Origin of the sequence: Aeromonas sp. 603079 (genome assembly GCF_049172135.1) — a bacterium.
GTDB classification, from domain to species: Bacteria; Pseudomonadota; Gammaproteobacteria; order Enterobacterales; family Aeromonadaceae; genus Aeromonas; species Aeromonas veronii.
In genome coordinates this window covers 1-15,870 of the sequence record NZ_JAAKPX010000016.1, presented here as the reverse complement: position 1 = coordinate 15,870, position 15,870 = coordinate 1, and the positions used below count along the sequence as shown (strand labels likewise).

Sequence of the window (15,870 nt, the reverse complement as noted above, 5' to 3'; positions counted from 1 at the left end):
TCAATCTGGTTATACAAAATCGATTACTGACAAGTCAGTCTCGCCGTCGTGTAGACTTCTGGTAGCGGTGATGGCAAATAAAAGCGGCAATGCTGCTCGCTGCCCCAGCGAGCCTCCACAGGACTTCCTTCATGCAGGCCTGCGAGATAGGCCATGCCATCATCACCGACCATCCCCAATTGTTGCCCCTTGTCATTGACGACTTCAGCGGCGAATGGAACTGGGCTGCCATCTGTTTTGACCAGTTCAAGCATGCGCTTGCCGCCCGACAACATATCGAAATGACGATAACCGATAGCTCCTTCGGTCAGGGTCCCCATGGAAATAGGTGTCCCAATAGGCTCAACATCATCACCCAATTGATCGATGTCGATGCTGGTTCGTTGACGATAGTAGCTGGATATATCGGCTACAACCGCCTTGCCATTTTGATTCGTGAAGGTTACTGGCCCGCCGGTGTGTACAGGCACACCGCTGGCCCCGTCAGTATCTACCATGATACGACTGCCCCCCATCATGCCTACCCGGTGCATGGCAATCCCCTCTTTGGTCGCAGTAATTCCGCCATTGATGGAGAGCCCTGCGGCTGTTGAACTACCTGCCTGGTGACTAACGTTGGCCATCAGGGTGGTTTTGTCGCCAGTGTGGGTATAGAAACCGCTGGCGCTTTCACCTGCTGGCGAGGTTGAGGCCGTGACTGAGTAACTGTTACGGTCATCCACCCGGTTGAAGAGGCTGATATTGTTGGTGGTTTTGCCCCCCATGGTTGAGGCGCTGTAACTCACATGTTTGTTCAGCCCAAAGGGAATCGACAGTGTGAAGTACATGCCATTATCAGTCTGACGGCCCTGCTCGTTGTGATAGGTGGTGAGCGAGGTCGCCAGGCCACGCCACTCCATTACATCAAAATAGTGAGACAGAGAGAGGCTGATACGCTCACTATCTGTCTGGGACCAGTAAGACTGATGGGTGTAATCGATATATGCTCCCAGCTGAGCTGCTTTGAATTGCTTGCTTAGCCTCACGTTATAAAGTTCTCTGGAGCCGCCCCTGTATGGTTGGCCAATCTTGCGGGCGGCCATAAAGTCATTCATGTTCATAAAATCCCGCTCCGAGAAGCGGTAACCGGCAAACGCCACTTGGCTGTCATACTCTTCGAAGTTCTTTGAATAGTTGATTCGATAAGAGCTGCCAGTTTTTGAGCCCTCTGCCAACTGGGCACGAGATTCAGTGATATCGAAAGAGATAGCACCTAATTGCAGCAAATCACGTCCAACCCCGACAGAGAGTGCATCGTAACCCTCACTGAGCAGAGCCCCTCCCAACAGTGACCATCCATTGCTCACGCCCCAAGAGAATTCACTGCTGGCAAAGGCCGGTCCATCCAAGCGATGGGGTTGACTGCTGATCTTGCCACTATTGAACTTGTAGCGTATCGAGCCTGGTCGGGAGAGATAGGGGATGCGAGAGGTGTTGACCTGAAAAGTCTGCACCGATCCATCCTGCTCCTCTACTCTGACATCCAGGGTGCCACTGACTGCGCTGCTCAAATCCTGAATACGAAATGGCCCGGAAGCCACCTGCGTTTCATAAATAACGCGCCCTTGCTGACTAATCACCACCTTGGCGTTGGTCTTGGCAATACCTACCACTTCCGGGGCGTAGCCACGCAAGTCGGGGGGCAACATGTTGTCATCGTTAACTACAGAGGCGCCTGTATACAGAAAGCTATCGAACATGGAGTTACCCAGATCGAGTTCGCCTATCGTCAACTTGGCGCTGAGTTCGGGTAAGGCGCGATAGGCATACACACGACTGACATCCAGCTCACTTTGGGAGCCTGCTTGCTCTTTGTTACGCTCATAACGACCCTGCCAGTCAGCCCGCAGCCGCCAGGCCCCCATATTGACACCTGCCACACCATAGGCACTGACATTGGTTGTGTCACCATTACCATGGGTCGAATGGTTCTCTTGCAGATTGATGCCATAATCGAGCAGGGCACCATTGACCCCTTCATCCCAACGTGACGGGGGATCCCAGGAGTCACTCACATAATCCCGATATGCTTGAGGGACAGAAATGAGAAGCGTGTCTTTGCTGATATCGCCCTTGATCACTATTCCTTCGAGTACGTCAGGATTAAGGCAAGAGCCACTCTTCCCACTAGTCAGCAGACGTTCCAGATCGTGATTTTTAAGGCCCAATTCATTGGCCAGCGCAACGGTCAAACACAGCTGTGAGCTGTTGCTGGAGGTTGCTTGAAACTTGACGTTACGCTCGCCAATAAAGGCATCGTTTACCACCATTTGCATGGTGTATTCACCGGGTACAATATAACCCGCCTGTTTAAAAGCACCTGATTCAATGCTTTCTTTATCTTTAACATCCAACAGGTCAGTATTGAACTCAATATCACCTGCGTGAGAACTTTTTGCCACACTCATAAAAATGAAAAAAATGGCCAACGATAATAAAGATTTTTCCATAGATTTCAATTTATAAGGTAAACAAAAGGAAACGCGCCTCCCTGCACGTAATTACTGGATAGATGTTTGATTAAATTTAAATATTTACTGGTAGGTCATGATAAAATCAGTGGTTGCACTAAATTCACCCGGGATTGCTTTTTCGCCGTCACCCGCTTTGATATTGCTTACCAACTTGGCACCAAATTTCAGGTGATTGTCACCCTCAACCAGAGTGGCAGCTTTGGTCGGGGTGCCCAAAACAACTTCAGAACCATCCAGTTGGCTAATCATGGCGATAGCCGCACCTTTTGCGAAACCATTAATGGCTAAATGTTTTTTCTCAGTATCATCAGGAATGCCGTTGAAGGTAATCGCGGCAGTTTTGGCGGTATCAAGAGAGCAGCCTTCAAGATGAATATCGAACGGACGCAGAGGACCCTCACCTTGATGCTCGAGTACACTGTTGGAGATTTGTCCCATATTAATTGTTTGATCTACGCTTTCCGGGGAGATAGAGCAGGGGGCATCTACAATCGCACCAATAAATTTGATCACGCCATGGCCTTGATCAGTTGCTGCTGGAGTTGCACTATTTTCAGCATAACTGGCGCCAGAGAATACAGCTAGCAATACAGAAGCTACAATTGCCTTTTTCATATTTTACCTTTTTAATCTGAATTGAGAGTTTCATTATTGACAAGACTAAGGTTGTCAGAAATGAAACAGGTTTTGAGAAAAAAATAAATTTTTATTAGAAGATTTATTGTTGTGTCACGTCATCAGAGACATGTTGATGACTGATTTTGGTGGTTATTTAATCACCGGGGTTGATGGTTTTCAAAATATTTAAAAATACAAAAAAATACCAATAAAAACAGGGTGTTGTCTTTTGCCTGTGATGTTGAAAAGGAGGGTTGGAAGTCATGGTATTTTATGTAATTTAATATATTTTGTTGTATTCTTTCCACCCCTTTAGGGTTGGCATGCAAAGTACCTGGAGATTCATGATGGTGACTGGCATGTTGGTTTGAACTTGTGATTTTTTTTGATAAAGCGAGGAAAATAACAACTTATTTGCACTGATATATTTTATGTTGTTTTTAGATCTTTTATATTAAATTGCTTTCTGAAGTCGGTCACTCATTTAAATTGGTGGTGTTTAGTAAGCGTATAGCAATCAGGGTGATTAAAAATTCAGTGGGTTTTATTTTTACTGGTGCGTGCATCACGCCTATCATTTTATAGGCGGTAAATGATGTTTTTGCTCCAAAAAGTTAGCTTGGTATCAAGGGTACCAATCTCACAGATAGCAAAATAAAGTGGCAAGTCTTCAATGATGAGTAGAGAAATTAAGATTGTCTACTTGAGTAGACTATTTCCTATGTTAAATAAATCATCAATGATTTTTGAAAGGATATTTTTGAGGCTGGGATTCAGAGATGGCTTTTGAATATATTCAGTTTTGCACTGTACAGGTAATTATCTCTAAAAGTATGGTTGATAGAGGATTTTGTTGTGCGTGGAGCTTGGATGACGGATGCCATTACATTAACCGTGAGCTGTTTTTTTAGCTGGCAAGTTAGTAGCCAGTAACTTGTGCTGACTCGTTATCCATAGACATGGTTTCGTTTTATTCGTACGGTTAGGCCACTTTCATCCTGTTTCGAAATCAGTACATTGCCAGCAAATAGGATATGATCCGGAGTACTCTTGGTTGATGCAGGAATACAGTTGTGCTTGAAAATCAGATGATGCTGCTGGCGGTGTTCGAACGGGCGGCGCTGATGCTGATGACCCTCTTCTTCCTGACCCGCACCCGGCCGTTCCAGCGGCTGTTCCAGAAGCGGGATCACACCCCGGCGGAGCTGGTGCTGGTGGCCTCCATCTTCGGCCTGTTTGCGGTGTTCAGTACCTACACCGGCATTCCGGTGGAGGGGGCGCTGATCAACGTGCGGATCATCGCCATCATCTCGGGCGGCATCCTGTTCGGCCCCTGGGTCGGCATTCCGGCCGGGGTCATCTCCGGCCTGCATCGCTATCTCATCGACATGGATGGCCACACCTCCATCCCTTGTCTTATCGCCAGCATCATTGCCGGTCTGCTCGCCACCTGGCTGCACCTGCGCTGTCGCAAGTCGCGGCTCTGGCTCTACGGCATTCTGGCGGGGATGCTATGCGAAGGGCTGACCATGCTGCTGATCTGGCTGCTGACCGAGCCCCATGAAGTCGGGGTGGAGATCGTCAACCATATCGCCTATCCGATGATCGCCGGGGCGCTCTGCATCGGCCTCATCATCAAGCTGGTGCAGGATCTGGATGACGAGAAGGAGCTGATTGCCGCCAAGCAGGCCAAGCTGGCGCTCGATATCGCCAACAAGACGCTGCCCTTCTTCCAGAACATCGATCGCCACTCCCTCAGTCAGGTGTGCGATGTGATCCGGCGCGACATCAGCGCCGATGCGGTGGCCATCACAGATACCCATGACGTGCTGGCCTATGTCGGGGTGGGCAAGGACTATTACGAGCTGGATGAGCACCACGCCATCAGCGGCATGACCCAGCAGGCGGTGCTGCTCGACCAGATCATCATCAACAACGATCTGCGCCAGTATCACCTCTCCGATTTCCACTCGGTCATCATTATTCCGCTGCGGGAGAACGGCTCGGTGAGCGGCACCCTCAAGATCTACTACCGCCGCACCCACAGCATCACCAGCTCCCTGCGGGAGATGGCGGTGGGCCTCTCCCAGCTCATCTCCACCCAGATGGAGGTGTCGCGCATCGAGCAGCTCAAGGAGATGACCCGCAAGGCGGAGTTCACCGCGCTGCAGAGCAAGATCAACCCGCACTTCCTGTTCAATGCCCTCAACGCCATCTCGTCGCTGATCCGCATCCGGCCCCAGCAGGCGCGCCAGCTGATCGCCAATCTGGCGGATTATCTGCGCTACAACCTCAACAAGGGGGATGAACTGATCGACATTCAGGAGGAGCTGCAACAGGTGCGTGACTACGTGGCCATCGAGCAGGCCCGCTTCGGCGACAAGCTGGAGGTGGTGTTCGAGGTGGACGATGTGCACATTCAGGTGCCGAGCCTGCTGTTGCAGCCGCTGGTGGAAAACGCCATCCTGCACGGCATCCAGCCCCGCAGCGCGCCGGGTCGGGTCACCATCGAGGTGAAACAGCTGGCGGGGGGCATCCGGGTTGCGGTGCGGGATACCGGTTATGGCATCAGTCAGGCGGTGATCGACGGGGTGGCCGCCGGGCGGGTGGAGAGCCGCAGCATCGGCCTGATGAACGTGCATCAGCGGGTCAAGCTGCTCTATGGCGACGGCCTGCATCTCAAGCGGCTGGAACCGGGTACCGAGGTGAGTTTCTATCTGCCGGATCAGGAGTCGATGCCATGCTGAGTGCCATCATGGTTGAGGATAAGTGTGTGCCGCGAGAGGTGTTGTCATGCTGAAAGCCATTATTGTCGAAGATGAGTATCTGGCCCGCGAGGAGTTGATCTATCTGGTGAATCAGCACAGCACCATCGAGATAGTGGCGAGCTTCGAGGATGGGCTGGAGGCGTTCAAATACCTGCAGGATCACGAGGTGGATGTGGTGTTTCTGGATATCCAGATCCCCTCCATCGATGGCCTGCTGCTGGCCAAGAACCTGCACAAGTCGAGCCATCCGCCCCACATCGTCTTTGTCACCGCCTACAAGGAGTTTGCGGTGGAAGCGTTCGAGCTGGAGGCGTTCGACTATATCCTCAAGCCCTACAACGAGCCGCGCCTCATCAATCTGCTGCAAAAGCTAGAGCATGCGGGCAAGTCGCAGCCAGCCACCACGGGGGAGGCGAGCGGCGAGGGGAACAGCCCGCACAATCGCACCGTCAATCTGGTGAAGGGGGAGCGCATCATCGTCACCCCCTGCGAGCAGATCTACTACGCCGAGGCCGACGAGAAGCTCACCTATGTCTACACCCGTGATGACCGCTACGTGATGACCATGACCATCAGCGAGTTTGTCAGCCGCCTGCCTGCCGAGGGGTTCTTCCGTTGCCACCGCTCCTACTGCGTCAACATCAACAAGATCCGCGAAATAGTCCCCTGGTTTAACAGCACCTATCTCATCCGGCTCCATGATCTGCCGTTCGAGGTACCGGTCAGTCGCAGCAACATCAAGGCGTTCCGTCAGCTGATGCGGCTCTGATTGTCATTCATTCCCGCCGATCTGCATTTCATGCCTTAATCGATCGGCGCGAACTGCGTCTTGCCTATAGTGGCCTCAATTTCCTTAAGGCCATCGACCGAGACGCATCATGACCAAAGAGATGAACCGCACCCGGTACCTGACACTGATCGGTACCATCATCACCCAGTTCGCACTGGGTTCTGTCTACACCTGGAGCCTGTTCAACGCCCAGCTCTCCGACAAGCTGGACGAGCCGGTGAGTCAGGTGGCTTTCGCCTTCGGCCTGCTCAGCCTGTCGCTGGCAGTCGCCTCCTCCATGGCGGGCAAGCTGCAGGAGCGATTCGGTGTGCGCAACGTGACCCTGGGCGCTGGTGTGCTGCTCGGCATCGGCTTCTTCCTCACTGCCCATGCCAGCAATCTGGCGATGCTCTACCTCTGCGCGGGCATTCTGGTCGGTTTTGCCGACGGTACCGGCTACCTGATGACCCTCTCCAACTGCGTGAAGTGGTTCCCGGAGCGCAAGGGGCTGATCTCCGCCTGCTCCATCGGTGCCTATGGCCTCGGCAGTCTCGGTTTCAAATATATCAACCTGCTGCTGCTCTCCAGCTCCGGCCTTGAGACCACCTTCCAGCTGTGGGGGCTGATCGCCATGTCCATGGTGCTGGTGGGCGGCATGCTGATGAAGGATGCGCCCAAGCAGGCCGCCTCCGTGCAGCAGAGCGAGAGCCGTGACTTCACTCTGGCCGAGGCGATGCGCAAGCCGCAGTACTGGATGCTGGCGCTGATGTTCCTCACCGCCTGCATGAGTGGCCTCTACGTCATCGGCGTGGCCAAGGATATCGGCGAGAAGATGGTGGGTCTGCCAGCAGTGGTGGCTGCCAATGCCGTCGCCATCATCGCTATGGCAAACCTGGGTGGCCGTCTGGTGCTGGGTATCCTCTCCGACAAGATGTCCCGCATCCGGGTCATCACCATCGCCCAGCTGATTACCCTGGCGGGCATGGCGCTGCTGCTGTTCGTGCCGCTCAATGCCAACCTGTTCTTCGTGGCGGTGGCCTGTGTGGCCTTCAGTTTCGGCGGCACCATCACCGTCTACCCCTCGCTGGTGAGCGACTTCTTCGGTCTCAACAACCTGACCAAGAACTACGGCGTCATCTATCTGGGCTTTGGTCTGGGCAGCATCATCGGCTCCATCGTGGCCTCCCTGTTTGGCGGCTTCATGGCGACCTTCAACCTGATTCTGGTGTTGCTGCTGGTAGCGCTGGTGCTCTCCCTCACCATTCGCCTGCCGGCACCGGTAGCGGTGGAGCGGGCCTGATAAGGCTCCCTGCCAGAGCAAGCAAAAACAGAGACCCGGGCCATGCCCGGGTCTTTGCATTTCCGATGGTCGATCAGCACGGCGCCAGCCCCAGCAGCTGGCGGGCCTGACGGCAGCGCTCCTCCACCGTTGGCCACTCATCACCGGTTACCGTGATATGGCCCATCTTGCGGCCGGGGCGGGGTTCGCCCTTGCCGTAGAGGTGCAGATGCAGGCCGGGCAGCGCCAGCAGGGCGGCCCAGTCTGGCGTGCCCTTCTGCCAGAGATCCCCCAGCAGGTTGATTAACAGGGCGGGGCGCACGGCGATTTGCTCCGGCAGCGGCAGATCGCACAGGGCCCGCACCTGCAACTCGAACTGGCTGCATGCAGCGTTGTCGAGGCTGGGATGACCCGAGTTGTGGGGGCGGGGCGCCAGCTCGTTGACCAGCAGGCGCCCCTCCACCAGAAAGAACTCCACCGTCAGTACCCCGACGTAATCGAGGGCGGCAATCAGTCGCTCAGCGATCCCTTTGGCCTCGCGCTCCAGCGTTGGCACATTGGCCGGGGAGCGGGTCTGGTCCAGAATGCCACCGCTGTGCCAGTTCTGCACCAGCGGCAGGGCGCTGATGGCGCCGCTCGGGCTGCGGGCCAGGGTCAGGGCAAACTCCCCCTCCAGCGCCAGCCGTTGTTCCAGCACGCAGGGCACGCCACTAGCAGCCAGCGCCGTCGCCAGCTCATCCAGATTACTCACCTGCCACTGTCCCTTGCCGTCGTACCCTTCGCGGGCCGTCTTGAGAATGGCGGGCAAGAGTTCGCTGGCCTGTGCGGGGATAGGCTCTTCCGGAAGTAGCGCCAGATAGGGGGCGACCGGGATGTCAGCTCCGCGCAGAAAGGCTTTCTCCTCGCGGCGATCCTGACAGATTCGCACCGCGCTGGCGCCCGGGCGTACCGGTTTTTGTTTTTCGAGCAGCGCGAGGGTGGCGGCGGGCACGTTCTCGAACTCGCAGGTAATGGCTTCGCAGCGGCTGGCCAACTCGACCAGTGCCCCAGTGTCGTCATAGGGGGCGACAATATGATGATCGGCGGCGGCACCGGCGATGCTGGCGGGATCGGGATCCAGCACCACCACCTTGTAGCCGAGGCGGTGGGCGGCCATCACGAAGTAGCGGCCGAGCTGGCCGCCCCCCAGCATGCCGAGGGTGGCGGGAGGCAGGATCATGTCGGCTCCTCCAGCGTGAGGGCAAGCACCCGGTCGCGCTCGCGGGTGCGGAAGTCGTCGAGCTGCTGCCGGTAGCGGGGGGCGTCGTCATCCCGGGCGACCGAGAGCAGGGAGACCGCAAACAGGGCGGCGTTGGCAGCCCCCGCCTCGCCGATGGCGAAGGTGGCGACCGGCACGCCTTTAGGCATCTGCACGATGGAGAGCAGGGAGTCCATCCCCTTGAGATGACGGGAGGGGATGGGCACCCCCAGCACCGGCAATGTGGTCTTGGCGGCGACCATACCCGGCAGGTGGGCGGCGCCACCGGCCCCGGCGATGATGGCGCGCAGACCGCGCTCGCGGGCAGTGGCGGCATACTCGAACAGCAGATCCGGGGTGCGATGGGCCGATACCACCTGTGCCTCGTAGGGCACGCCGTGCTCCTTGAGGATGCGGGCGGCGGCCTGCAGCACGGGCCAGTCGGAGTCGGAGCCCATTACCAAGCCGATCAGGGGAGGGGTGTTCATGTGTATTGGTTCCTTGCTGTTAAACGTTTGCTTTTGGTAAACAAAAAGAGCCGGCAAGCCGGCTCAGAATTTTTCGGGTCGCACGATTTCGACCGGTTGCAGAAAGGCGATCATGGCGTAATCGGGGTAGTAACGACTCTGCAGATGGGCCAGCAGCCGCTCCGCCTGCTCCCGGCTGCAGATGGCCTCCAGCCGGATGTTGCCGCTCTCGCTCCAGCTGGCGTTGCGCTCGCCATGATCGCCACGACCGCGGGCATCAGTGATGGTGTAGCCGCGCAGCCCCTCGCGGGTGAGGGTGCGCAGCAGGGTCGGCTCCAGATTGGCTTCCGTAATGACGGTCAGCAGGGTGCGGGTCTCGGTCTGCATGTGGCTACTCCGTGAAGTGGCGGGCCCAGCTGTGGTAGAGCGGGATCCCCAGCATGATGTTGAACGGGAAGGTGACCCCCAGCACGGCGCTGAGGGACAGCCCCGGGTTGGCCTGAGGCACGGCGATGCGCATGGTAGCCGGCACGGCAATATAGGAGGCGCTGGCCGCCAGGGTCGCCAGCAGGGTTAGTCCGCCGAGGGAGAGGCCCATCAGCTGGCCAGCTGCCAATCCCAGTCCCGCCGAGGCGAGCGGCATCAAGAGGGCGAAGCCGAGCAGGAAGAAGCCATGCTTGCGTAAGTCCTGACACTGACGGGCGACAATAAGGCCCATCTCCAGCAGGAACAGCGCCAGCGCCCCTTTGAACAGGTCGACAAACAGCGGTTTGAGCGGGGCAATCCCGTCCGGCCCGGCCAGATAGCCGATGGCCATGCCGCCGAGCAGCAGGGTTACCCCTTTGCCGAGGAAGGTCTCGTGGGCCAGCATGCGCCAGCGGGTCTCGCGACTGATGCCGCGGGCGAGCACTATGCCCACCAGAATGGCCGGGATCTCCATTACAGCCAAGTAGATGGAGAGCTGGGATTCAAAGCTGATGCCCCGCTCGGTGAGCCAGTTCACCCCGACCGCAAAGGTGGCGACGCTGACCGAACCATAGTGGGCGGCGGTAGCGGCGGCATCCACCCGGTTCATCTTGAGGCGCAGCACGGCAAAGCCGAGCAGGGTCTGCACCACGCCGAGCAGGATCACCAGCGCAAGTTGCGGCAGCAGGGGTTGCAGGGATTGCTGGGCCAGACCGACGCCGCCCTTGAGGCCGATGGCCAGTAGCAAAAAGAGGGAGAGAGTGTCGTAGAGGGCGGGCGGCAGCTTGAGCTCGGAGCGCACCAGACCGGCCAGCAGACCAAACAGAAAGAAGAGTACAACAACGTCCAGCATGATGGTTCGCAGGGCAGTTCAGATAATGGTTGCATGCTAGAGCCCGCAATGTTTCGATAAAATCAGATTCTCGCTGATGGTTGTTCGGAAAAAACTGATAGGGAACGGCATGCTCAACTACAAACAGCTCTACTACTTCTGGCATGTGGCGCGCAGCGGCAGCGTGACGCAGGCCGCCGAACAGCTGCATCTCACGCCGCAGACCATCAGCGGTCAGGTGGCCGAGCTGGAGCAGTCCCTCGGGGTGGCGCTGTTCAACCGGGTGGGGCGGCGTCTGGTGCTGACCGCTGCGGGTCGGCAGGCGCAGGAGCAGGCGGGGGCGATTTTCTCGCTCGGCGCCGAGCTGGAGCACACCCTGCGCCACGCCAGTCAGGAGCTGACCATGCAGGTGGGGATCGCCGATTCGGTACCCCGCACCCTGGCGTTCGAGCTGCTGGCTCCCGCCATGGCGCTGGCGACCCCGCTGCGGTTGGTGTGCCACGAGGAGCGGGCCGAGCAGCTGTTCAGCGAGCTGGCCCGTCACAAGCTCGACATGGTGCTGATCGATCGCCCGCTTCCTCCCGACAGCGGCGTGCGCGGCTACAACCACGAGCTGGGGCGCAGCCCGCTGGCGCTGTTTGCCAGCCCAGAGCTGGCGGCTCGGGCGCGGGACGGCTTTCCCGCCTCGCTGGAGGGGTTGCCGCTGCTGATCCCCGGAGAGAAGTCTGCCACCCACGATCGGCTGCTGGAGTGGTATCGCCAGCAGGGTATTCATCCCCATCTGGTGGGGCAGTTTGATGACTCCACCCTGATGAAGTCGTTCGGCAAGGCGGGGATGGGGATTTTCCCGGCGCCGCTGGCGATGGCTGACGAGATTGGTCGCCTCTACGGAGTGGAGCGGATTGCGACCCTCACCGACGTTACCCTCTCTTATTATCTGGTCTCGGCAGGGCGCCATCTCTCCCATCCAGGGGTACAGGCGGTGATGGAGGGGGCACAGCAGCGGCTGGCAGCGCTGGCTGACAAGAAATAGAAATCTGGATGGCTATACATCCAGCTTAGCTCTGCCTATAATCCTCCCGCTTTGGCGCATCATGCTTAATAGGGAATCCGGTGAAAATCCGGAGCTGGCGCGCAGCGGTAAGGGGGAACGAAGCGACATCAGGGCACTGCCATCAGGCGGGAAGCCGTCGCCGTAGGCTATCAGCCCCCGAGCCCGAAGACCTGCCAGAGTTCGTATTTCGGGCCGAGAGAAACCGGCCACGAAGTAGATACTTACGCGAACTTAAGGATCTCTCATGTCGAAGAAATTTCTGGCGGCTGCCCTGTTGCCGACGGCGGCGTTTGCCCAGCAGCTGACCATTCCCGTCAATCCCACCATGGTGGTGACCGCTACCCGCGTCGCCCAACCTGCCTCCAGCGTGCTTGCCCCGGTCAATGTGGTGACCCGGGATGAGATCGATCGCCTGCAAGCCCAGACCGTGACCGATGTGGTCAAGACCCTGCCCGGTGTGGAAGTGGTCAGCAATGGTGGCCGCGGCCAACTCAGCTCGCTGCGGGTGCGTGGTGGCACCTCTTCCCAGACGCTGGTGCTGGTGGATGGGGTGCGCAGTGCCTCCCTGACCGCCGGGATGACCGAACTGAATAACCTGCCGCTCAATCAGGTGGAGCGCATCGAATATATTCGTGGCCCACGCGCCACCATTTATGGTTCTGATGCCATCGGCGGGGTGATCAACATCATTACCCGTCCCGACAAGGGGACAAATCAGCACAAGTTCAATATCGGTGCCGGTTCCCATCAACAGCGTCAGGCCGCTTTCAGTAGTGCCAGCCAGGTAGGTGAGGCGGGTCAGCTCAAGGTGGCTGGCGGTTTTGATGATGAAGAGGGTTACAATGTACACCCCTTGCCCGGCATCAACGATGGTGACCGTCACGGGCATCAGGGCTACAACGCCATGCTGGACTACCAGCAGGCGCTCGGCAGCAACTGGGATCTGTTCGGTACGACCCGCTGGTTCCGCAATGTCGCCCAGTACGACCGCTCTTCTGCGGCTTCCGCCTGGGGGCCTGCCACCCATCAACGCAACGAGACCTGGACTGAAAACCAGAGCTATCAGCTGGGGTCGCGCTATCACGATGATCGCTATCTGAGTGAGTTGCGTGGCGCCTTCTCCAAACAGGATGCGTACGACTATCAGGACAACAGTGGCCGCGATCAGGCCAATAACCGGACCTACACCCGCCAGTACAGCCTGAACTGGGTCAACAGCCTCAAGCTGAACGAGCTGTGGACGCTCGGCGGCGGTGCTGACTGGCAGCGCGACATGCTGGACGATCGCTCGCGATCTTCTGGCTCCCCCTATCCGGCAGGGGCCAAGGAGCGGGACAATACCGGGGTCTATGCCCTGGTCCAGTTCGACAACCAGACATGGCAGGGTGAGCTGAGCGGCCGCAGTGATGACAACGAGCAGTTTGGTCGTCACAACACCTGGCAAACCGGCGCAGGCTGGCGTTTTGTCGAGGATTACCGCCTGAGTGCCCGCTACGGCACCGGTTTCCGCGCCCCCTCCTTTAATGACCTCTACTATCCGGGCTCTGGCAATCCCAACCTGAAGCCGGAAGAGTCTAAGAGCAGCGAGCTGATGCTGGATGGTCAAACTGCGGGTGTCGAGTGGCGAGCCACCGGTTATCGCAATGACTTCGAACAGATGATCCAGTGGGCTCCCAACAGTCAGGGGATGTGGACACCACAAAACGTTGGCAAGGCGCGCATTGAAGGGATCGAGCTGGAAGGGGAGTTCGACACTGGCTGGTTGAGTCATAGGGTCTCTGCCGAGTACAAGGATCCCAAAGACAAGGTGACCGATAAACAGTTGCAGCTGATCTCCCGCAAAGGGGCCAAGTGGATTACGCAGGCGCAGTGGCAGCAGTTTGACGGCTCGTTGAGCTGGATCTATCAGGGTGAGCGCTATGGCGATGTGGCCAACACCACCAAACTCGGTGGCTACAGCGTGTGGAATCTGGCTGTCGGCTACAAGGTCACCCCGGCGCTCAAGGTATCTGGCAAGATCAACAACCTGCTGGATAAGGAGTATCAGACTGCAGTGGGGTATCCAGCCGATGAGCGCGCATACTACGTGACGATGGATTACTCACTCTAAGCCGGAGCCGGCCAAGTGGAAAAATCAGGGGCCCTGCCATTGGCAGGGCCTTTTCTATTGGCGGCAGGCGGGAGTATGATCGCCGCCTTGCACCAAAGGGGAGCTCAAGTGGCCAATATTCTCGTGTTTGATTCCGGTATGGGTGGCCTGACCATCTACCGCGAGATCCGCCGCGTCCTGCCGGCACACAACTATTTCTACTGCTTCGATAATGCCAACTTCCCCTATGGTGAATTGAGCGAGCCCGCCCTGATTGTTGCCTGCACCCGCTTGGTGACCACCATGGTGGCCCGTCATCATATCGATCTGGTGGTGATTGCCTGCAACACGGCCAGCACCATAGCGCTGCCGGCCCTGCGCGAGGCACTGGATATTCCCGTGGTGGGGGTGGTGCCAGCCATCAAGCCCGCAGCTGCGCAGACTCGCAACGGTTGTATCGGTCTGCTGGCTACGCCAGGCACCGTTAGCCGCGACTATACCCACGAGCTGATCGCCCAGTTTGCCCCGGGCAAGCGGGTGCTGCTTAAGGGCACCACCGAGCTGGTCATAGAAGCCGAACACAAGCTGGCGGGCCTGCCGGTCAATATGGCGTTGCTGCGCGAGGTATTGGCCGACTGGCTGGATGGGGAAGAGCAGCCGGATACGCTGGTGCTCGGTTGCACTCACTTCCCGCTACTTAATGAAGAGATTGGGCAACTGATGCCGCAATGTCAGCTTATTGACTCGGGCAGTGCCGTTGCCAAACGGGTGGCCTGGTTGCTGAGCAATGGCGGGCATGCTGTCATGCAGCCTGTACATATAGAAGAGGTGATTGCCAGGGCCTACTGTACCCGGCTGGATGGGGAGGCCCAAAAACTGACAGCCCCCTTGCAAGCATGGGGGCTGTCATCACTGGAAGAGGTGAAGTACTGACGAGCGGTTAGGCGTCAGTTTCGCTACCTTCTCTTTCCTCTTTATCACGTTTGTCATTTGCTTCACGCACCTTGAGGGTGCGCTGCTGGTACTCTTTATCATTCAAAGCGGCAATCGCCTTGGCGGCATCGGCGGCGGGCATCTCCACGAAACCGAAACCTCTGCGCTTGCCGGTTGCCTTGTCTTTCATCAACCGCACGGAAATGACCTGGCCCTGTTCGGCAAACAACTCGCGCACTGCAATCTCATTGGCGCGATAGGGCAGGTTGCCTACATATAAGGTGCAAGTCTCCTGATTGGCGATCGACTCGGCGACATTGGCCGGGGTTCGCTTCAGGAACAGCGGTACCACGAAACCGCCGATGGCCAGACCTGCTGCAAAAATCACTTCCGCTTTCAAAGAGAACTGCAGGGCCTGGGCAACCAGGTAGCCAACCACTGCCAATACCAGAGCAAGGATTGCGGCCTGCATATATACGGGAAACTTGGATAAATTCATCTTAAAAGACCTTTTGTAAATGAAAGCAAAAAAGGTGCAACACTATATTCACCTCCATGGTAACCAGCTTTCCTGATTGGCGCTACCATGGACCACTCGGGAGAGGTTATCGGCTCCAGTATGGCATTCCCAAGGTCACTAAAGGCGACATAAATGACGCTAAAATGGGAGTGGAATAACCGGATTGTGGATAACATTGTATATATACACTGAATAAGCTGTTTCTAATTGAATAATTTGAAATTTTCGTGATTTTCTTCAAAAAAACTATTGTCATCCCGGCGCGGCTCCCTATAATGCGCCCCTACCAGCACGGCGGAACACGCCAACCTGATGAGCCAGCTTCC

General features: G+C 57.2%; 13 protein-coding genes and 1 riboswitch. Of the genes, 6 read left to right on the top strand and 7 right to left on the bottom strand.

The window, feature by feature from the left end; all coding sequences use genetic code 11:
• Nucleotides 1–23: 23 nt before the first annotated feature.
• Both G5287_RS13115 and G5287_RS13110 read right to left on the bottom strand, forming a co-directional pair.
• Entirely contained in the window at nt 24–2,489 is a 2,466-nt protein-coding gene (locus tag G5287_RS13115) for a fimbria/pilus outer membrane usher protein (RefSeq protein WP_227341713.1), read from the bottom strand.
• Nucleotides 2,490–2,573: 84 nt separating this feature from the next.
• Nucleotides 2,574–3,128: a fimbrial protein gene (locus tag G5287_RS13110; RefSeq protein WP_216952575.1), complete on the bottom strand. Its 555-nt coding sequence runs from the start codon at nt 3,126–3,128 to the stop codon at nt 2,574–2,576.
• 1,076 nt (nt 3,129–4,204) lie between these two features.
• Between G5287_RS13110 and G5287_RS13105 the strand changes: the two genes are divergently transcribed.
• From G5287_RS13105 to G5287_RS13095, 3 genes are all read left to right on the top strand, one after another.
• The gene (locus tag G5287_RS13105; protein ID WP_005357096.1) at nt 4,205–5,878 is read left to right on the top strand and encodes a sensor histidine kinase; all 1,674 of its coding nucleotides are present in this window, start codon (nt 4,205–4,207) and stop codon (nt 5,876–5,878) included.
• Nucleotides 5,879–5,924: 46 nt separating this feature from the next.
• Nucleotides 5,925–6,668: a LytR/AlgR family response regulator transcription factor gene (locus tag G5287_RS13100; RefSeq protein ID WP_108613331.1), complete on the top strand. Its 744-nt coding sequence runs from the start codon at nt 5,925–5,927 to the stop codon at nt 6,666–6,668.
• 109 nt (nt 6,669–6,777) lie between these two features.
• The gene (locus tag G5287_RS13095; RefSeq protein WP_227341714.1) at nt 6,778–7,968 is read left to right on the top strand and encodes an L-lactate MFS transporter; all 1,191 of its coding nucleotides are present in this window, start codon (nt 6,778–6,780) and stop codon (nt 7,966–7,968) included.
• Nucleotides 7,969–8,041: 73 nt separating this feature from the next.
• Here the strand turns inward: G5287_RS13095 and G5287_RS13090 are convergent, their stop codons facing one another.
• The 4 genes from G5287_RS13090 to G5287_RS13075 all read right to left on the bottom strand — a co-directional run bounded on the left by G5287_RS13090 (nt 8,042) and on the right by G5287_RS13075 (nt 10,969).
• Nucleotides 8,042–9,166: a 5-(carboxyamino)imidazole ribonucleotide synthase gene (locus G5287_RS13090; protein WP_421209852.1), complete on the bottom strand. Its 1,125-nt coding sequence runs from the start codon at nt 9,164–9,166 to the stop codon at nt 8,042–8,044.
• Complete coding sequence (gene purE, locus G5287_RS13085) at nt 9,163–9,672, bottom strand: 5-(carboxyamino)imidazole ribonucleotide mutase (RefSeq protein WP_139732797.1); 510 nt, start codon at nt 9,670–9,672, stop codon at nt 9,163–9,165. The genes G5287_RS13090 and purE overlap by 4 nt, the downstream gene beginning before the upstream one ends.
• A 63-nt stretch (nt 9,673–9,735) precedes the next feature.
• A complete protein-coding gene (locus G5287_RS13080) occupies nt 9,736–10,038 on the bottom strand; it encodes a P-II family nitrogen regulator (protein WP_005321666.1) in 303 nt (100 codons plus the stop codon).
• A gap of 4 nt (nt 10,039–10,042) precedes the next feature.
• Nucleotides 10,043–10,969, bottom strand: coding sequence for a sodium-dependent bicarbonate transport family permease (locus G5287_RS13075; RefSeq protein WP_421231411.1), 927 nt, complete (start codon nt 10,967–10,969; stop codon nt 10,043–10,045).
• Between the two features lie 109 nt (nt 10,970–11,078).
• Between G5287_RS13075 and nhaR the strand changes: the two genes are divergently transcribed.
• The 3 genes from nhaR (at nt 11,079) to murI (ending at nt 15,024) form a co-directional block, all read left to right on the top strand.
• Complete coding sequence (nhaR, locus tag G5287_RS13070; RefSeq protein ID WP_227341718.1) at nt 11,079–11,981, top strand: transcriptional activator NhaR; 903 nt, start codon at nt 11,079–11,081, stop codon at nt 11,979–11,981.
• 35 nt (nt 11,982–12,016) lie between these two features.
• A riboswitch (cobalamin riboswitch) is annotated at nt 12,017–12,195 on the top strand.
• A 51-nt stretch (nt 12,196–12,246) separates the two neighbouring features.
• A complete protein-coding gene (locus G5287_RS13065) occupies nt 12,247–14,112 on the top strand; it encodes a TonB-dependent receptor domain-containing protein (protein WP_227341719.1) in 1,866 nt (621 codons plus the stop codon).
• A 108-nt stretch (nt 14,113–14,220) separates the two neighbouring features.
• Nucleotides 14,221–15,024: a glutamate racemase gene (murI, locus tag G5287_RS13060; RefSeq protein WP_129503012.1), complete on the top strand. Its 804-nt coding sequence runs from the start codon at nt 14,221–14,223 to the stop codon at nt 15,022–15,024.
• A gap of 7 nt (nt 15,025–15,031) precedes the next feature.
• Here the strand turns inward: murI and G5287_RS13055 are convergent, their stop codons facing one another.
• Nucleotides 15,032–15,523, bottom strand: a complete 492-nt coding sequence (locus tag G5287_RS13055) for an RNA recognition motif domain-containing protein (protein ID WP_005339200.1) — start codon at nt 15,521–15,523, stop codon at nt 15,032–15,034.
• Nucleotides 15,524–15,870: the final 347 nt, after the last annotated feature.